The organism is Streptomyces sp. NPDC058653 (assembly GCF_042716895.1).
Taxonomy (GTDB): domain Bacteria; phylum Actinomycetota; class Actinomycetes; order Streptomycetales; family Streptomycetaceae; genus Streptomyces.
This window is the reverse complement of sequence record NZ_JBHXRM010000055.1, coordinates 1-17,520: the sequence shown is the minus strand read 5'-3', so window position 1 is coordinate 17,520 and position 17,520 is coordinate 1. Positions and strand designations below refer to the sequence as shown.

Here is a 17,520-nt window from a genome sequence, read left to right as displayed (position 1 = left end):
CCGGACGCGTCGTTGTGCTGTGCGTCCCACCGGTACGCGGTGTGCCCTGCCGGGAACCGTGTGTGCGTCCAGGGTGTCCGGCCGTCGGAACCCTTCGTGGGGGTTGCCGGTGCCGGGGGTTGAGGCTTTCGCACGGGGTCTCGTGGTGTTGTTGGAGTCGGCCGAGTAGGTCCGGTACACGGCCGGTCCTCCGTCGCGTGACGCACCGCACCAGTTGCCGCGCCCCGCCTTACGGGCGGTGGTCGCTGCTTGCCGGGTGCTGTCTGGGTCCTGCTCCGGCCGGGTCCTGCTCGGGCTGGGGACTTTCCGGGCACGGCTCGGATCAGGGCTCCTCTGTCGTGGCGTGGAGCCAGTCCAGGACTCTGAGCGACTGCTCAAGGTCCTCGCGGTGCAGCTCGGGGCGCGACGCGGCCAGCACGTGCCGGATCTCCCGTCCCTCGCCGAGCGCCGCGAGCGCGTCGTCACGTCGGCCCAGGTGGCCGAGCCGGACGGCGAGGTTGGTGAGGCTGGAGGCGAGGGCGGGACGGAAAGTCGCCGGGTGCCGCACGGCCAGTTCCCGGTACAGCTGTACGGCTTCGGTGATGGCCGCCAGGCCCTCTTCGTGCTGGCTGGCGTCGCCCAGCCGGTTGGAGAGGTTGTTCAGTCCCCGGGCGACTTCGGGACGGTAGGTCACCGAGTTCTCGGCGGCGAGTTCCCGGTGCAGTCCCATGGCTTCGGTGATCGTGGCGAGTGCGGCTTCCCGAAGACCGGCGTCGCTCAGCCGGTTGGAGAGGTTGTTGAGGGCGGTGGCGAGGCCGGCCCGGTAGTAGTGGAGGTCCTCGGCGGCCAACGCCCGGAAAAGCGTGACGGCTTCGGTGATCACGGCAAGCGCGTCCTCCTGAAAGCCCGCGTCGCCCAGCCGGACGGAGAGATTGTTGAGCCCCCGGGCGAGGTTGGGCCGCCCGGAGGCGGGGTGCTGGCGCGCCAACTCCCGGTACAGTTCGACGGCTTCGGTGATGGTGCTGAGCGCCTCGTCGCGCCGGCCCAGCTCGCTCAGCCTGCCGGAGAGGCTGTTGAGCCTGGAGGCGAGCCCCGGGCGGTAGACGTCGGGCCGGTCCCTTGCCAGCTCCCGGTATCTGAGGACGGCGACACGGAGAGTGGCGAGGCTCTCCACCTGCCGTTCCAGGTCGCTCGCCCCGACAGGAGCCGGGGCGAAGGCATCCGCCAGTTCGGCGGCGGTGGGCCGGGCACCGGGGACCAGGTCCAGACACTCCCAGAGCGCGTCGACCAGGCGCGCGTCGATCCCCGAGGCGGCCAGCGCCTCGCGCGCCTCGGCGTCGGGCCGGAAGTCCCGCCACCGGCCGGTGGCGAACGCCAGGAGCGTGGCACCCACCGCGTACATGTCGCTCTCCCTGGTGGGCCCAGGGTTGTCGTGCCCCGCCTCCAGATAGGCCTCACTTCGCGGAAAGTGGTCCCGGTAGTCGCTGTGCGCACCGTCCACCGTCGCCGTCATCCACCCGACGAGGCTCACGCCGTGGTCGGTGACCAGCACCGTTCGCGGCGCGAGCGTCCCGTGCACCAGGCCGACGCCGTGCGCGTGACCCACCGCGCGGGCCAGGTCCCCTCCGACACGCCGGAGGAGATCGTCTCCGACAGGCCCACCGAGCTCGTTGGAGAAGGCGCGCAGGTTCGGGGCGGACCCGGAGCCGGGGTCGCCGTCCCGGCGGCTCACATACGTGGCCGCCAGCCAAGGGGGTTCCCCCTCAGGACCGAGGTGTGAGTCCAGCAACCGCGGAGCGTGCGCTCCGTCCATACGGTTCAGACAGTCCGCTTCCGTGCGGATCAGTTCGCGTGCCTGCCGTGCGTCCATGGAGCCGGACGGCGAGGGCGTCCGTACCAGCGCGATCGTACCGTCCTCGTGCCGGGCCAGATAGCTGCCCGGATCGTCCCAGCCCCGTTCACTGCTGGCGTAGAGCCGGTACGGTCCGAGCCGCTGGGGGTCGTGCCGCTCGATCCGCGACCAGCCGGGCGGGATTTCCGGGTGCGGGGCCCCCGGCCGGCCTTGCGAGGGGCCGGCCTTGTCCGTGCCGGGCGAAGGCGCCTGCTTTGTGGGAACCGGAGCCGTACGCCGTGCCGACAGCCCGTCGGAGGGTTCTGCGCTCACCGGCGGGACGCCCAGCCGTCCCAGCAGCCGCTCCTTCAGCCAGCCGAACGCGCGGTCGTTCTCTGCGACCACGGCCGTGCCGTCGGGATGGCCGACCCAGGCGGGGAAGTTCGGGGAGCGGCCGACCGCGGCCTCCAGCTGCCGGGTGACGGCTCGTGCCGTCCGCAGCAGTTCCTCGGGGGCCAGGGCGCCGAGGAGGACGCGGCGGGCCTCGTCCGAGAAGTCGAAGAGCTGGTGCTGAGGGAGACGGGCCGGTTCCGCCGCGCCGACCTGGCGCATCAGACCGCCGAGGAACACCTCCACCAGGTGCCCGTTGTCCGTGGGCGCGCCGAGAGCCCTTTGCACCAGACGCATCACCGGTGGCGTGACGGGAGCCACCGCCGCCAGATGCGCGGCGAGCCGGTACGCCTCGGGGGAGGCGGCGTCCCGGAAACGCGGGACGTCGTCCGCGGGATCGCCGTGGTGCTCACCGACGGACGAGGGTGCGGGGGCGGGCCGGCCGGCGGTCCACAGGGGGAGCCGCGCGGTGGCTCCGGGGGAGGTGATCAGCCGGGCCCAGGAGGCCACGGCGGCGGGTGAGGGCTCCAGGACCGGCACGGGGACCGCGTCGAAACGGACCAGATCCGGAGGCAGCACGGGATCGGTGACGTGCCAGGCGCTGTTCGGGCCGCCCCGGCGGTGTGTGGCGACCTGCCACGGCTGGGCCGTGATACCGGAGCTCGCCCACAGCCGGGTGGGAAGCGCGTGGACGACGGCCGTCGGGCCGTGGCGCGCCCAGAGGCTCGTCGCGGCGCGCATACGGCCGTCCCACCACGCCTCGCCGACCCCGTCACTGATGACGAGAACGAGCGTGTCTCCGGTGGGGTCGCTCAGGCTCGCGGGTGTGTGGTAGGGCCCTTTCTGTTCGTAGGGCCGGGTGTTGAGGCGCGGGGCGTGCGGGCCCCGGGTCTCCAGTCCGTACACGCGGATGTCGCGGAAAGCTCCCGCACGTTCCATCAGCGCCCGCACCTCGGTGGCAAGCCGCTGCCACAGCACCATGGACACGCCGTCGTCGACGAGGAGGGCCAGCGAGAGCCAGCGGCTCCTGACGGGACGGGTGATGGTCTCGGGCAGTCCCGTGTCGGCCATCGCGGCCACGGTCCGTACGATGTCGAGCTCGCGGCGGCGGCGGTCGGGGAACCGCTGTCGCAGTGGGCGCAGGGACTTGCCCAGCCGGAGCTCCCGGGCGCCGAGGAGACGGCGGTCGGGAGCCCGGACGGGGACCGCCCGGTGGGGGGCCGTGTCCCGGCCCTCGCCCCTGTCCGCCGTTGTCGCGGCGCGCAGCGGGAGTTCGGGTGCGGAGTCCCCCGGCCGTTCCGGGTCGGGCGGGGCGTCCCGCGCGGCGGCCGGCGGGTCCGGCGGAGGAGCCGGGCTCCTGTCCTGGCCGTCGGGCCGTCCCTCCGGTGTACGCGCCCGGGCCAGGGGAGCGGCCTGCGGCGGCAGCTTTCCGGCGAGCCACAGGACATCGAGAAGTTCCTCGTCGGAGAGGTCCGCGCCGCTCCGGGCGAGTACCCGCTTCAGCCGCCCCAGCACGCCGTCACACCGCTCCGCCGAGTTCGTGCAGGACGGCGTCGAGAAGGCGCCCGGAGTCGAGATCGACGCCGCCCTTTCGCAGGAAGACGGCGTTGAGAAGCTGGTCGGTGGCGAGTTCGCCGGGAGCGCGGCGGCTGAGGAAGGCCTCCAGCAGTTCGTCCACGTCGCGCAGGGCGTCGTCGCCGAGGTGGACGGCGACGATGTCCCGCAGCCGCTGCTCGTCGGGCTCGGGCAGGTCGAGCCGGACGCAGCGCCTCAGGAAGGCGGGAGGGAAGTCGCGCTCTCCGTTGCTGGTGATGACCACCACGGGGAACTCCTGGCAGCGGACACGGCCCCGAACGACGGGTGCGGGCCGGTCGGGGTCGTCGGTCTGCACCAGGACCGGGGGGTGGCTGTCCGGCAGCCGGGCCAGCTCCGGGATCGTGAACTCGCCTTCCTCGAAGACCGTGAGCAGATCGTTGGGCAGGTCGACGTCGCCCTTGTCCAGCTCGTCGATGAGCAGGATCCGTGGGCGCTCCCCCGGGACCAGGGCGTTGCCCAGCGGACCGAGACGTACGTACCGGCCGATGTCCGGTTCCGGACCGTCCGATCCTCGGTGGAGGTTGGCCTCACGCAGCCGGCCGACGGCGTCGTACTCGTAGAGGGCGTCCCCCAGTGTGGAGCGGCTGTTGACCGGCCAGTGCAGCACGGATCCGAGGGTCAGCTCGTGCGCGACGGCGTGGGCGAGGGAGGACTTGCCGGTGCCGGGGTGACCGTTCACCAGGAGGGGGCGGCGCAGGTGGAGGGCGGCGTTGACGATGTCCGCCTCGTCCCTGCCGATGAGATACGGCCGGTGCCGGGAGCCCCGACGGCCCGCGGGCGGTTCCTCCGGGTCGAACCGGCGCCACGGCGGGGCCGGCGGGAACGCGGCCTCGCCGGCCGTTCCGTCGCCGCGGAACAGCCGCCAGGTGTCGGCCGGCCGTGCGTCACCGCGGCCGGGGTCGGTGGGCGTCATGAGGCATGGACTCCTTGTCGTGGATCCCTCAGCCGCAGCGACCCGGGTCTCGGGATGCTGCTCTCTTCCTCCCATACGAGGGAGGGGCGGGCGGTGGCCGACTCGGGCGACTCGAAGGCCGTGGCCCGGAAGACGCGTACGCGCTCGGGGAGTTCGGCCAGCAGGCCCAGGGGGTCGAGCTTGCCCAGCCGAGTGGCGTCCTCGGGGTCCCCGGCCACGCGGTCCCAGAGGACCACGGGGACACCGAGCGCGAGACAGACTTCGAGCAACGGCACCCGCTGATCACCGGGAGCGTGGATGACCACGCGGGTCGCGTCGCGGTGACTGGTCTTCAGCACCCGTGCGAGCTGTCGGCTGTTCCCGCAGCTCTGGTCGGTGACCAGCGGCGTCGGACATCCGCTCCGCCAACGGCGCCGCTGGTCCCGTTCGCGGCCCGCCGCGACAGCGCTCATGTCGGGGCAGCTCAGCGTCATCCGGAACTCCGCGCCGATCGGCTGGTCGGGCACGATGTCGTTGGGCGCCCCGGGGTTCCATTCGTCGACGGCCAGATGCAGTCCCTGCCGCTCGACCACCACCGTCACCCACGGAACGTGATCTCCCTGGCCCGGTTCGTCGGCCGCCGCCTCGACGGCCTCCCGCAGGCACGCGGCGACCTCCTCCGGCGTCTTCGGTACGGTCCGCGACTCGTGGAGCAGGGCGTGCGTGCCGTCCTGGCGGGCGACGAGGATCCGGCAGTTGTACCGCTGGTCCGGGGAGTCCCGCACACCGGTCAGCTCCAGCACCACCCGCGACACCGGTGACGTCTGCCCGGCCGCCCACCGGACGGCGTCCGCGCGGCGCTCGTCGAGCGCGGTCGGGTGGATGCCTACCCGGCGGGCCACGCCGGTGGACCACGCGCGCAGCCCCGCCCGCTCGTCTCCGCCCACACTCGCCGCGACGTACTCGACCAGCCGCAGCAGGGCCGGCACCCGCGGAGTTCCGTCCGGCACCTCCTCGCTGTCGGACATCGACTCCAATTCCCCTACAACCCGTGCGAGTTGGCCGTCCGGGAGCTGCGTGCGGGAGAGGGCGTCGGGGAGGCAGGCGTGGCGCAGGGCCTCCCTCGCGGCGCGGGGCAGCAGGGTGGGGCGCTCCTCGCACAGGCCGCTCAGCAGCCGTATGAGGAGGTCGAACTCCTCCAGGGAGAGCAGCGAGCCGAGCCCTGCGGCGCGCGCCCGGGTGAGCAGGGCGGTCAGCCGGGTGCGGGCGGTGTCCCCGGTGGCCGTCCGGGCCAGGGTCCCGCTGAGCGAGGCGAGTGCGCGACGGTCTCCGGCGACCAGTGCCATGAGATCGGAGATGGAGGGCGAGTAGTCGGCAGGGACCTGGTAACCCAGTTCGTGGACGAGTGAGCGGCCGTGGAACGAGCAGGTGCCGGGGTCGCCGAGGAAGTACCACAGCGACTGTTCGATGTCCTGCTCGGCAGGCGTACGTGTCCCCGCTGGCCGGGCCCTGGGCAGGGAGCCACCGATGTCGGCCAGGTGGGGCGGGCCGTCGCCGTGCCGCCCGAGATGAGGGGCGAGATCGGCGTCCTGGATGAAGGTGTGCGCGGGGAGGGCGCGCAGCCGGCGGTTTCCGTAGCTCTGGGCGTCCTGGATCACCACACCGACGAGACGGTCCTCGCAGAAGACCGCGGCCCCGGAGGCTCCTGCCCAGGCTTTCCGTCCGTCGGCCCGGTGGTCGGGCGCGGGGTCCTGGTCCAGGACGTAGAGACCGCTGGAGCCCGAGGACAACGGGGGCAGCACTCCCCGCAGATGCTCGACCTCGCGTTCCCCGCCGGCGCCGGCGAGGGGGAAGCCGAGCCCGTCGTAGCGCAGCGGCGCCCTGCCGGTGGGACGGCCCCAGCGCACCGGGTCGTCCGGCTCGCCCACCGTGTCGTCAGTGAGCAGGAGGGCGACGTCCAGACCTCGTGGGTGCGTCCACAGGACGGTCGCCCGGGTGGGGGACGTGCCACCCTCGCCGGGGTGCCCCACCCGTACCTGGATCTGGGGCCAGTCGCGGTCCGTGCCGCTGTCCACCAACACGTGGCGGGCGGTGAGGACCAGCCGCGGGGCGATCAGATAGCCCGAACCGACACTCCGCCGTTCCTGTGCGGTGCCCCCGCGAATCAGCGCCAGTCTGCGCGGGTCCATCTCACTCCTCTTCCCAGGAGCCGACCGCGCCGTCGCTGATCTCGGGGGAGCTTCCGCCGGCGGCGCGGTCCCGGACCGACAGGCGCAGGGTCAACTTGTGGGTACGGACGGTGGAATGCTCACCGCCCACGCCGACGGTCGCGACGCCAAAGGTGAACCTGCCCTCGCCGCTGCCGCTGTCGCGCAGCTCCAGCAGCAGCTCCAACTCGGCTTCCTCCACGCCGAACGCGAACTGCTGGCCGACGCCGAGATCCTGCGCCTGGTACAACTCCTGGCGCAACTCCTCGATCGCCGCGGCCAGACCGATACTCGCCATGCCCAACTCCACACACCGTCCCGAGCCCCGTCCCCGTTCAGGAGCTGATGACCCGTCACGCTACCGCTTTTCCGGGACGTACCGGCGAAGTTGGGCATAACCTCGCAGGACCCCGGGGCGCGCATGCGGCCTCGCGCCCCTGACGGCGGAAGGAGACGGCCCGGTGCTGTCCAAGGCGGAGATCAGGAACCTTCACTGGAAGGCTGCGGAGAGACTTCGTGGCTCCGTCGACGCGATGGAGTACAAGGAGTACATCCTCGGCCTGATCTTTCTGAAGTTCGCCTCCGACGCGTTCGAGGAGAACCGGTCCCAGCTGAGGGCGCGGCTTGTCACCGAGGGGTTCGACGTGGACCACCTCGACGAGGTCCTGGAGGACAGGGAGTTCACGGACGCCCAGATCATCTGGGTTCCCCGGTCGGCCCGATGGGCGTCCGTCGCCGCTGAGGCGGACTCCCCCGGCCTCGGCGAACACATCGACCGGGCGATGGGATCGATCATGCAGGCGAACCCTGCGCTGAAGGGCGCCCTGCCGACGGTATTCCGAGAGGGCTCCGTCGACCCGAGGCGCTTGGCCGGCGTCGTCACCATCGTCGGCAGCATGGGCGTCGAGCGTTCCCGGGACGGGTCGGTGCGGGACGGGCTGGCCGAACTCTACGCGTACTTCCTCGACAACTTCGCGCGTGCCGAGGGACGCCGGGGCGGCGAGTTCCACACGCCTCGCTCCGTCGGCCGGCTGATGGTCGAGATGCTTCAGCCGTACGGCGGGCGGGTGTACGACCCGGCCTGCGGCTCGGGAGGCCTTCTCGTCGAGGCGGGCGCGTTCATGGCGGCCCAGGGGGAGGACCCGGGCGGCATGAAGATCTACGGCCAGGAGATCAACAGGCACACCTGGCGCCTGGCCAGGATGAATCTCGCCGTCCACGGTTTCATGAACGGCACGGACATCCGACGGGGTGACACACTCGCCGACGACGGACACCCGGACCTGAAGGCCGACTTCGTGCTGGCCCAACCGCCGTTCGGCCTCGCGGGCCGGTCACCTCGGGAGGACGATCCCCGGTGGGCGTACGGCGTCCCGGGGGCCGGCACCCACGACGCGTGGCTCCAGCACGCGATCTCCAAGCTCGGCGAACGGGGCACGGCCTGTCTCGTCCTGCCGAACGGCTCGCTCTCCTCGTCCGGGGCGGGGCGGATCCGGCGGGCGCTCGTCGAGGCCGACCTGGTGGCTTCCGTCGTGACGCTGCCGGGCCAGCTGTTCCGCTCCACCCTGATCCCTGTCTGCCTCTGGACGCTGGTGAAGGAGAAGCCCGAGCACCGCCGAGGGCAGATCCTCCTCGTCGACGCCCGGGACACGGGCATGATGGTGGACCGTACCGAGCGGGTGCTGGGCGAGGAGGACGTGGCGAAGATCGCCGGCACGTACCACGCCTGGCGCGGTGCCGGCTCGGCCCGTCAGCCCCTCCGGACGTACCGGGACGACCCTGGCTTCTGCGTCTCCGCCGATCTGGGAAAGGTGCGGGAGCAGGCGTACGCGCTGACACCCGGGCGATACGTGGACGCCGCACCGCCCGTCGACAGACCCGCCGTGCCCGGGGCGGGGGCCGGGGCCCTGACGAAGGATCTGTACGGGGTGTTCACCTAGGGAGCATCCGGAAATTAGTGTCGTCCGCCCATGGTGCGGTGCCTCGTGCTTTGGGCGGGACTGTGCTGACAGGACCCAGGACTGGCGGAACGGCAGCGACGAGATCACGTCGTTGAACTTGTTGTGGTTCTTGCTCGTGTCGATCTCCGAATTCGTACAGGTGTCCCTCGTGTTACAGCCCCGCACATCGAACGCGTGGCCGTGGTAGACGGAGGTGGCCCAGTTGTCGCGGTTCTCCAGGTGCAGGACGCTGTCGGTGAGTACGCAGATCAGCGCGTCGCGGCTGCCGTTGAAGTCGTGGTTCTGCTGGAGCCGCACTGAGTTGCTGGGGCAGGCCGCGGCGCCGGCAAGCCACGCCCGGTCACGCCCGGCGCGGCAGCCCAGGTGTTCACCGGGCCCGCCACATCCTGCGGACCGCACTGGAAACCGGCGCGTGCGAACGCCCCGGCCCGGACTGCGGATTCGTCGTCGCGCTGCCACTCGGCCGGGCTCCCCGCAGACGCCGAAAGCCGTTCTCCGGCGAGGTGGCGCGCGCCTTGGCGCCGACGGCATGATTCGGGCCGTGGACCTGAGAGCGGAACTGATGCCCCCGATGGTGAGCCGGCAACACCTGGACGAGCTCTGCCGTGAGATCGTACGGATCGCTGACCTGGTGCTCTCCGGTTCCGAGAAGGCGGATGAGGCGATCAGGGACTTCAACGCGAAGACCGGCCATGAGTGTGCGCCCCTTGACTTCGCCGAGTACGACGGCGGCCGGGACCTGGTCGAGTTCGCGTTGGAGACTGCCCGACCGGCCCGCTCCCAGATCGCGGACATCACCATGGACGAGCTCGTCGAAATCGTTCGAAGGCTTCTCGCCGGAGACCCGGAGAGCGACTTCTTCCTGCGATTGCTCGACGCCAACGTGTCGCATCCGGGGGTCAGTGACCTGATCTTCCGTCCCCCGGCCGCACTTCGGGACGCCTCGGCTGAGGAGATCGTCGAAGAAGCCCTCAGATACCGGCCGATCGCCCTGTGAACGGCGAGGCAGGCCGGACGGCGGCAACACTGATCGGAGACCGTGGTGGGCCTCACTTGGGTGACTTCGGCGGGCGGGCCGTTGATCCTGGTTGCCGGGTCGACCTGCACGCAGTGGGGTGAGGCACCACGCAACTACCCCGATGACGAAGGCGATTACGGACGAGGCTGCGAGGTCGAGGGCTACGTCGGGCTGATCGACGTTGGCACCTCGGAGGCTCTGGTCCTCGGGGACATGCCGGCGCGGACGACATTCCTCCCCGAGTTCAACGTTCTGGTCCGTGAAATCGCGGGCGACGACGAAGCAGAGCTGCCGGACCTGGTCGCCGGACTGCTGCCGAAGGTGGACTGGGAATCCGGACCTTCTTGGAGCGTCACGGAGCCGGTCATCCTGTTCGACGCGGTTTACGACTCCACCGGGATCAAGAACGAGGAGCACCTGGACATCGACCTCACGCCGGGCGAATACGCCATCGAAGCCGGTCGCATCGAGACGCCCGGCGAATACCTCGTCCTCGTGCGGCTCACACGAATCTGAGCCCATGCCTCGGATGGGGTGGACGGGACCCGATGTCACCCGGGAGTGTGGTCTGCGTTTCGCCCGTGCTGTCGCAATGCAACACGCTCCAATGCCAGGGCTGCAAACACGCCCTCCAACGCACACGGCCTCTGCAGACACAACGCACACCCGGGGCGCCTGGGGCACCCGGTCCGCCCATCGGCCGAGCAGGAGTATCCGTGACCGGACTGGTTCCCTCATCGTAAGTGTGGGAGACGGCTGCAGTCGTACCGAAACTGCTGCGACGAAGCGGGCGTTCGGGGTCGAATAGGGTATGTCTTCGCCGCCCGCCCGCCTGCCGCCACGGGCGCAGCCGTCCGAGCGGATAGCCGGCCGCGATCACGGCAGCACCGCTGACCCAGGACGGAATTATGCCCATCGCATGCCGATCGCGGACAGTTGTTCAATTCGTTCGGGTGTGAGTGTGGCGGCTCTGCTGGTAGTACTGGCGTGCGGCGGCGTAATTCATGACCCATTTGTCGGCCTGGGTGCGGCGGGGCTTCGGCTTCTCGTCCTCGGCCGCGGGTTCGATGCCGAGGACGTGCTCGCACAGCCACTGCTGCACAGTCGTCAGCTTGTCCCGGCCCAGCCGGACCGAGCGCACCCACCGCCCCAGATCCTCGCCATGGTGCACGACATCACTCGGCTCCATCGGGAGCTCGCCGCCAGCCTCCAGGCGCAGCCGGACCAAATGGAAGGCGCGCTGCCACTCCAGGGGCCAGGCGGGGCACCAGGACGGGTCGATCTCTTCCAGCTGCTCGCGCCGCTCCTCCGGCAGCGCACCGGCCGACAACCCACCGGCAGCCTGCGCGGGATCCGGACTGCCGAGCGAACCACCCGTGCGATGAGCGGTATGGACGTCCGAACTGGCTGGGCTTAAGCTGATTTGGCCTAGCCTGGCGGAGGCACGGGGGGCTCTGCATGGATATCGATGGCCGCATCGACTCCTTCGTCCGGAACGATCCATCCAGAGCTGTTGTGCTGCGCTCCACGCGCGGACGGGACCTGTGCGCCCAGCGCAACGCCGATCGCACCTTCCCTGCCGCCAGCCTGATGAAGGTGCCCTTGTTCATCACATTGCTGGAGCAGCGTGACGCCACCCAGGTCGTCAAGCGGTCAGACCTCGGCCGTACTGCCTATCCGTCCCTGCTTGAGGTGTTCGATGAACGGCACGAGTTCACCCTGGCGGAGCTCGGCGGTCTAATGCTCGCCACCAGTGACAACCCCATCGCCGCCTACCTGACCGACCTCGTCGGCATGGAAGCCGTGACCGCCACTGCCGCGCGGGCAGGCGCACACCACACACACATGCGCGTGGGATTCACCGACGACGAACTGGGCCCGATGGCAAGAAACAGCATCACGACAGCGAGCGATATGGCACTGATCTTGCAGCATGCCGCCGCAGAGCCGAAGCTGCAGCCCGTGATCAAAGCCCTACGGAACAGCGTGCGCAATTTCCGCCTGCCGCTGCGCCTCCCGGACGACCTCCATGTCGCACACAAGACGGGCAGCCTACGCGGCCTCGCTCACGACGCAGGCATTCTCTACGGCCGCGACCACGACCTCATCGCTGTCTTCCTCACCGAGAATCAGCCGGAAACTGCGACAGTCGGAATTGAGATCGGCGACTGCATGGCAGACGTGTGGCGGGTCCTCGGGGAACCTGTGTAGTCGGACTCACCTATGGTCGACCAGCGCAATGTCATTGCAGAAGTCCGGCGCACGGTGCGCATCTACAACCTCCTGGTGCTGGTGGTCGGAGCGGTGGCCCTGGTCCTCTCGGTGAACCGCGCTGACGACGACGTCATCGTCAAATCATTAGAGATCGTTGGCACGACGCTGGTCTCGGCCGCGATGGTCAGCTTCATCTTTGGCCAGATCACCATCCGCGACACGACGTTGCAGGTGAACCAGGCCATTGACCACGCTCTACGCGAAGTCCTCGAACCGATCCGTGAAAACCTCTTCACCGGCGCCCTGACCCGCTACCGATGGGACTGCCACCTGGACGGCCTCGGAGCCGATGGGTATGCCGTCCAAGCAATAAGGGTCTCCTACCAGGTGCCGGAAATTCCCAGGGAACTAAGATTTATTTGTGTGTCCTCTCTGACCGACGAGCCGTTCAGCGTCCTGGCCAACGACAACAGATATGTGTTTCGCTGGCAGATCGATGACGGGCTTGAGATAACGGACCGCGAAAGCTTCCGCGTCGATCACGTACGGGTCGACGGCCAGCAGCTGGAACCAGCGTCACCGCACCAGTCCACATTGAGAGGATCCCCGGCCGTCGAATTCAGTTTCCCCCTGTCGGAGCTGCGCCGGCACAGCGGATCCCACTCCGTGGAGTTTTGCGTTGTCACTCGCAAATACTTAGGAACGGACCGAGAAATCAGTGTCCAGGCTCACCTCTTCAGGCCCGTCCTGGACGCCGAATATCGGCTGACCGTTGGAGAATCGATCGGAGCTCAGATTCTCAACACGCAGGTCTCCGGACTGAGCCGCCTCGGTACGGGCGGGCTGACCCAACACGGCCGCACCCACCCGGCATTCGGCCAGGCGGCCGCCCATGCGATCTTCACCACTCCGCTGCAGACGGGCAGCAGCGTCGTGTTCACCATCGACCGCGGCAATCCGCGCCGGACAGGCCTCGGTGCCGGAGCGCCCTGACGTTGATCGTGGTCTCGGACACCACAAAAATCGCAGTCATGGCACCCGGAAACAAGGACGCCGACCCGATACCGGTATGCGGCCCACCGGAGCCTCGTAGTGCCCCGGACGCCGCCGCTGGCGCCCTGGCAGGCGGAACTAAACGTCGACCGGAAAGTAGTCGCCTTTATGGAGATTGAAGATCCAGTGGGTGAGCTGGACGTTGAGTAGCGTGTGCTCGCCGCCTGCAGTGAGCGGGATGCGGTGATCGAGAGTCGCGCCCCACATGTCGGGCCAGGACCGCTCGCGCTCGACGGCCGTCTTGCATATCTGGCAGATCCAGCTGTCGCGTTCGTACACCGCAAGGGGATTTAGACGCTCGACTAGCGACGATTATCCGGACTACCGGCAGCAGAGGTCCGAGCCCGCTCTTCCACGTGCAGCGTGAACCCGAAATTGGCTGGCATCACCCCAGGCCAGGGCAGTTAGTGTTCGAGGGTGATGACATCCGTGGGAATGAAGCTGGGGTTGGAGGCGGCGCGCCTGCTCGGCGCCGCCGACTGCTGCGAGATTGAGCCCGGGTTGACCGATGCCGAGTTCCGCCGCATAGAGGAGGAGTGCGGCTTCGAGTTCGCCGACGACCATAGGGCGTTTCTGGCTGCGGGGCTTCCGGTGAGGCAGCCGCCCGAGGAGGGGGACACCTGGGAAAATCCGTGGCCCGACTGGCGGCATGGAGATCCGGCGAAGCTCCGGGAACATCTTGAATGGCCGGTCGAAGGCGTCCTTGGCGCTGTTCAGCATGGCTTCTGGCATCCGACGTGGGGGCAGCGGCCTGCGGGCGCGGATGAAGTGCATCAAAAAGCTACGTTGATGCTGGGCCAGGTACCAAAGCTCGTGCCCGTGTACGCCCACCGATTCCTGCCTGCAGGTCACGGCTCCCACGGGCACCCAGTCATGTCCATCTGGGGCACCGACATCATCTATTACGCCGCTGACTTGGCCGACTAAATCAACCACGAATTCGACGACTTCAGCACGCACACCCCTGACGGTTGGGACCCCAGAGCGACTGTGGCCTTCTGGCAGGACTTCCTGGAGTAACCTTTCCGCCTCGGACACGATCGTGCCCCGGGCACCCTGAGTGGGCACGGGTGATCTTGCGGGAAATCCGACCCACCTTCGGAATGCTGACTTCTGGTCCACCTGGTGTTCCCGAAGCTGAATACCAGACATCTTACGATCCTCCTCTCGCTCGTATTCGAAGCCGTTTCGAGAAATCACAGGTTCGGTGAGAAGGGCGGGACGGACACCGAGCCGTCCTCACTCACCACGATCCGTTCAGCGAGCTGCGCCAGGACCTGAGTGAGCTGGAGCCCGGCCCGGCTCGCCACCGTCCGGATCAGTCGGCTGGGGGCTGCGGGCAACCACAACTCCATCCGCAGCTCATCCGCCTACTCCCGCCGCGCTCTAAAGGCAGCCGCCTCCGCGAGAGCATTCTCCCGCCGTTCCGCACGGTCCTGAGCCCACTTCAAGCCCTGGGTGTCCTCCTCCGGCCCGTACGCACCACAACCGGCCGCGACCATCGAGTCCCTGACACGCCGCCACTCCGAGTGCTTGGCTGCCCAGATTTCGGCCAGGCGTTCCGGGTCCGTCTCGAACTTGGAGAAGGAACCGCCCCGCCGCGACTGCTCCGCACTCTCGCGCTCGCGCACCGGCTGGCGGAAGCCGGGCACGCCATGTGCGGCCGTCACCTCGGGTGGCCGCTGTGCGGGTGCGGCGCGCCCCTCCCGCCGGGGGTCGACGGCCCGCTGTGGGTGACGTGTGCCGAGAGTGCCGCGTACCGGGAGATGAAGCGGCAGATGGCGGAGCGGCCTCCGGCGGAGCGGTGCCCCGGACACCAAGGCAGAGGGTGCGAGCGAGGTGGCGACGTGCAGACGACCACAGGGCTCTGCTTCCGGTGCGAGTCAGCAGCAGCCATGGAGCGGAAGCAGGCGAAGGATGCCGAGTGGGCGGCGACGGTCGCGGCGGCGGGTGCGGCGGCCGAAGCGATGGAAGCCGCCTCAACATCGCTCTGAGCGCCACTGAGCGCCGTTCTCCCCCCTCGTGCGGCTCCTCCCGGCCGCCGGGGGTGGAGATCGGCCGCCAGGTCGGCGTACAGCGCTTCGGGCGGCGGGCGTTCACGTGCGGGTGGCGTAGAGAGGTCCGGAGAGTGGCTGGCCCGTCGCGGTGTCGCAGGGCCGTTCGATCAGGGAGCAGGCGAGGTGGGTTGCGTGGGCGGCGTCTTCGAGCAGGCGCATGGTCTGCCGGAGCGCGGTGGCGAGTGCCGGGTCCCCGACCAGGACGTCCGCGCCCATCAGGTCATCGAACAGCAACCGCTCGACACGGTCCGCCGGATAGGGCAGGTCTTCTCCGAGTCCGCCCGGCGGCGAAACCCCGGCGAAGACCTGGGAGACGGCTGCGGACAGACCGTTTCGGAGCCTATGGGTTTCCGCGGCGACCCGGCTCAGATACCGCACCAGGTCGCCGGAATTGGCACAGTTGGCGCCCTGGTCGACCCGGCTCATTGCGTACTCGCATTCGTTCATACCGCCCATCCTTCCTGAATCGGGCAGGCGGGCTCTAGCACCCGGTCGGCGCGGCGGTTGAGGTAGCCGGCTGCCGGGGTTGCGGGGCTTGGGTGACGGGCTGCTAGACACTAGAGCGCTGGTCAGAGCGGTGTGCCTAGCGGCAGGGGCTGCTAGGTCTAGCACCCCTGCTAGCACCTGACTTCATGAGTCCGCATCAGTCGTCGGGGTCGGGTCTGGACTTCTCAAAGACCCCTCTCAGAGAAGTAGTCGGCGCCCGGACCACCCCCTTGACCGGCTTACTGACGTGCGGGTTCCCTCGCCCGCAGCGGTACGGCCAGGCGCCTTGTGAAGCGCCCCGCCGGAGGGGCGCCGACCGGTCCGGCGGGGCGCTGGCCGCGGTTCCGGTGTCGAGGGTCCGGCGCCGGTTGGCCGGCCCCGCGGCGACGGGTTCGTCGGCGGAGACCGTGACCGTGGTCGCCGGGGGGCGTTCGGCGGCGAGCTGCGCGCGTGCCGTCCGGCGGCCGGGTTCCGGCCTCGGTCAACGCGGCACTGACGCCGCAGCGCCCGCTTCCCGTCACCGGAGAACCCGCACCCCTCCGCACTACTGAGCGTGACGCTCCCAGTACAGGGCTCGTAGTGGATGGTGGCCGGGCCGCCGACGGGGCCGGTCCTGGCAGGGGTTGCGGGGCTTGCTCCTTGATGTCGCACGGTGCTGCTTGTCCAGCTCCGCCCTGCGGCACAAAGGGGCGGAGCCTCCCATGCTCCGCCCCGCCGCGCGCCGATCCCCGGTGTGCCTGACGAAAGGACCCCCGGTCATGTCGACCCCGACCGGTCCGCAGAACCCGCCGCCCGTACCGCCCGAGCCGCAGCCGCCGGCCCCCGCCCCGGCGCCGCCGCTGAGGGACGCCGTGGTGCTGCTCGCCGTCCTGGTGGTGCTCCTGGCGGTCGGAGCGGGTGCGTACCTGGCGTACGCCCATCCCGGCTCCCGGGAGCCTCTGATGGCCGGCGGGGCAGTTGCGGCCGTCCTGGTCCCGCTCACGTACGCGACGCTCCGCCGATGACCCCGGCGGCCCGGCGGCGTCCTCGCCGGGCGTTCGGGCTCAGGTCGGGACATGCCGCGCGGCACGGTCAGGGTGACCGATTCCATGCCCCCGCGTGACGGCACGCTCCAGCTGATCCGGATCGCGGAGGGTGTCAACGGCCGGGCGCCGGGGCGCCGGGCAACCCGAAACGGGACACGTCCACTGAGTGGGCATGTCCCGTTTCGGGTTGCCCGATTTCCGGTCCGGCGCGAATTCCCTTTTTCTCCGAGGGGAATTGGGCGGCGAATTGAGGGATGAATTGGTGGGTGGTGGGGTGTGGTTCCAGTGTTGGTCTGGGGGTGTTTTTTGAAGTGGTGTCAGATGGGTGGTCCGGGGGTGTTGTTGCGACCGGTTGAATTCATGCAGGTTCCCTGACGGCTCGTCAGGTCAGGGTGGTGCTGGAGGGGTGTACCGGTGTCTGGCCTGGTCAGGGGTGGTGGGGTGGGGGTGGGGTGTGGTTCCAGGGTTGATCTGGGGTCAGGTTTGATGCAGGGGGTGCCCTGGTTTTGCCAACTGCACATGCTGCATCACTACGTTCGGTCACATGCTCCGGGGCCGGCTACCCTTCCCCGTAGCCAGCTCCCGGCGGAGCCGGGTAGGTCCGGGAGCGCAGCGGACAGGCCCAGGACGGGGCGCGAAGCGGCCTGTCACGGCCTCAGAGCGCAGCGAGGAGGCCGCACTTCCCGTCCGGGTCGGAGCGCAGCGGAGGCCCGTCCCCGGGCGCAGCCCGGAAGGGGAGGCGCGCAGCGCCGAACCGTCACGGTGAGCGAAGCGAAGCGTGATCGCTTGCAACGCGCGCAGCGCGTTGGTA

General features: G+C 69.6%; 16 protein-coding genes. 8 read left to right on the top strand and 8 right to left on the bottom strand.

Annotated elements, in window-relative coordinates; genetic code table 11:
* Positions 1 to 322 precede the first annotated feature (322 nt).
* The 4 genes from ACFWU9_RS32390 to ACFWU9_RS32375 are packed head-to-tail and all read right to left on the bottom strand — an operon-like array spanning position 323 to position 7,193.
* Positions 323 to 3,715: an SAV_2336 N-terminal domain-related protein gene (locus tag ACFWU9_RS32390; protein WP_384324647.1), complete on the bottom strand. Its 3,393-nt coding sequence runs from the start codon at positions 3,713 to 3,715 to the stop codon at positions 323 to 325.
* A 4-nt stretch (positions 3,716 to 3,719) separates the two neighbouring features.
* On the bottom strand, positions 3,720 to 4,709 hold the full coding sequence (locus ACFWU9_RS32385) for an AAA family ATPase (protein WP_384324646.1): 990 nt from the start codon (positions 4,707 to 4,709) through the stop codon (positions 3,720 to 3,722).
* Entirely contained in the window at positions 4,706 to 6,877 is a 2,172-nt protein-coding gene (locus tag ACFWU9_RS32380) for a hypothetical protein (protein WP_384324645.1), read from the bottom strand. Before ACFWU9_RS32380 ends, ACFWU9_RS32385 begins: the two co-directional genes overlap by 4 nt.
* 1 nt (position 6,878) lies before the next feature.
* Positions 6,879 to 7,193 carry a trypco2 family protein gene (locus ACFWU9_RS32375; RefSeq protein WP_384324644.1) on the bottom strand — a complete coding sequence of 105 codons (315 nt, stop codon included), beginning with the start codon at positions 7,191 to 7,193 and terminating at the stop codon, positions 6,879 to 6,881.
* 163 nt (positions 7,194 to 7,356) lie between these two features.
* Here ACFWU9_RS32375 and ACFWU9_RS32370 point away from each other — a divergent pair, with 163 nt between their 5' ends.
* The 3 genes from ACFWU9_RS32370 (at position 7,357) to ACFWU9_RS32360 (ending at position 10,390) form a co-directional block, all read left to right on the top strand.
* Positions 7,357 to 8,835 (top strand): N-6 DNA methylase, encoded by a 1,479-nt coding sequence (locus ACFWU9_RS32370; protein WP_384324643.1) that lies wholly within the window; start codon positions 7,357 to 7,359, stop codon positions 8,833 to 8,835.
* A 562-nt stretch (positions 8,836 to 9,397) separates the two neighbouring features.
* A complete protein-coding gene (locus ACFWU9_RS32365; RefSeq protein WP_384324642.1) occupies positions 9,398 to 9,853 on the top strand; it encodes a hypothetical protein in 456 nt (151 codons plus the stop codon).
* A gap of 60 nt (positions 9,854 to 9,913) precedes the next feature.
* On the top strand, positions 9,914 to 10,390 hold the full coding sequence (locus ACFWU9_RS32360; RefSeq protein WP_384324641.1) for an Imm21 family immunity protein: 477 nt from the start codon (positions 9,914 to 9,916) through the stop codon (positions 10,388 to 10,390).
* Positions 10,391 to 10,814: 424 nt separating this feature from the next.
* Here the strand turns inward: ACFWU9_RS32360 and ACFWU9_RS32355 are convergent, their stop codons facing one another.
* Entirely contained in the window at positions 10,815 to 11,204 is a 390-nt protein-coding gene (locus ACFWU9_RS32355) for a hypothetical protein (protein WP_384324640.1), read from the bottom strand.
* 128 nt (positions 11,205 to 11,332) lie between these two features.
* On the opposite strand from ACFWU9_RS32355, the gene ACFWU9_RS32350 reads away from it, so the two are divergent.
* Together ACFWU9_RS32350 and ACFWU9_RS32345 are read left to right on the top strand one after the other, a co-directional pair.
* Positions 11,333 to 12,085: a serine hydrolase gene (locus ACFWU9_RS32350; RefSeq protein WP_384324639.1), complete on the top strand. Its 753-nt coding sequence runs from the start codon at positions 11,333 to 11,335 to the stop codon at positions 12,083 to 12,085.
* 12 nt (positions 12,086 to 12,097) lie between these two features.
* Positions 12,098 to 13,081: a hypothetical protein gene (locus ACFWU9_RS32345; RefSeq protein WP_384324638.1), complete on the top strand. Its 984-nt coding sequence runs from the start codon at positions 12,098 to 12,100 to the stop codon at positions 13,079 to 13,081.
* Positions 13,082 to 13,219: 138 nt separating this feature from the next.
* Here ACFWU9_RS32345 and ACFWU9_RS32340 read toward each other — a convergent pair whose 3' ends face one another.
* Positions 13,220 to 13,420 (bottom strand): HNH endonuclease, encoded by a 201-nt coding sequence (locus ACFWU9_RS32340; protein WP_384324637.1) that lies wholly within the window; start codon positions 13,418 to 13,420, stop codon positions 13,220 to 13,222.
* Between the two features lie 150 nt (positions 13,421 to 13,570).
* Here ACFWU9_RS32340 and ACFWU9_RS32335 point away from each other — a divergent pair, with 150 nt between their 5' ends.
* Positions 13,571 to 14,068, top strand: a complete 498-nt coding sequence (locus ACFWU9_RS32335) for a hypothetical protein (protein WP_384324636.1) — start codon at positions 13,571 to 13,573, stop codon at positions 14,066 to 14,068.
* A 269-nt stretch (positions 14,069 to 14,337) separates the two neighbouring features.
* Here ACFWU9_RS32335 and ACFWU9_RS32330 read toward each other — a convergent pair whose 3' ends face one another.
* The gene (locus tag ACFWU9_RS32330) at positions 14,338 to 14,484 is read right to left on the bottom strand and encodes a hypothetical protein (RefSeq protein ID WP_384324635.1); all 147 of its coding nucleotides are present in this window, start codon (positions 14,482 to 14,484) and stop codon (positions 14,338 to 14,340) included.
* A gap of 504 nt (positions 14,485 to 14,988) precedes the next feature.
* Between ACFWU9_RS32330 and ACFWU9_RS32325 the strand changes: the two genes are divergently transcribed.
* A complete protein-coding gene (locus ACFWU9_RS32325; protein WP_384324634.1) occupies positions 14,989 to 15,135 on the top strand; it encodes a hypothetical protein in 147 nt (48 codons plus the stop codon).
* A gap of 102 nt (positions 15,136 to 15,237) precedes the next feature.
* On the opposite strand, the gene ACFWU9_RS32320 is transcribed toward ACFWU9_RS32325, so the two are convergent.
* Entirely contained in the window at positions 15,238 to 15,645 is a 408-nt protein-coding gene (locus ACFWU9_RS32320; RefSeq protein ID WP_384324633.1) for a hypothetical protein, read from the bottom strand.
* 797 nt (positions 15,646 to 16,442) lie between these two features.
* Between ACFWU9_RS32320 and ACFWU9_RS32315 the strand changes: the two genes are divergently transcribed.
* A complete protein-coding gene (locus ACFWU9_RS32315) occupies positions 16,443 to 16,688 on the top strand; it encodes a hypothetical protein (RefSeq protein ID WP_384324632.1) in 246 nt (81 codons plus the stop codon).
* Positions 16,689 to 17,520: the final 832 nt, after the last annotated feature.

What these genes read in the sequence shown, in the direction of transcription:
- ACFWU9_RS32385 (WP_384324646.1), bottom strand. Translation starts at nt 4,709, where the DNA reads ATGACGCCCACCGACCCCGGCCGCGGTGACGCACGGCCGGCCGACACC.
- ACFWU9_RS32380 (WP_384324645.1), bottom strand. Translation starts at nt 6,877, where the DNA reads ATGGACCCGCGCAGACTGGCGCTGATTCGCGGGGGCACCGCACAGGAA.
- ACFWU9_RS32375 (WP_384324644.1), bottom strand. Translation starts at nt 7,193, where the DNA reads ATGGCGAGTATCGGTCTGGCCGCGGCGATCGAGGAGTTGCGCCAGGAG.
- ACFWU9_RS32350 (WP_384324639.1), top strand. Translation starts at nt 11,333, where the DNA reads ATGGATATCGATGGCCGCATCGACTCCTTCGTCCGGAACGATCCATCC.
- ACFWU9_RS32345 (WP_384324638.1), top strand. Translation starts at nt 12,098, where the DNA reads ATGGTCGACCAGCGCAATGTCATTGCAGAAGTCCGGCGCACGGTGCGC.
- ACFWU9_RS32320 (WP_384324633.1), bottom strand. Translation starts at nt 15,645, where the DNA reads ATGAACGAATGCGAGTACGCAATGAGCCGGGTCGACCAGGGCGCCAAC.
- ACFWU9_RS32315 (WP_384324632.1), top strand. Translation starts at nt 16,443, where the DNA reads ATGTCGACCCCGACCGGTCCGCAGAACCCGCCGCCCGTACCGCCCGAG.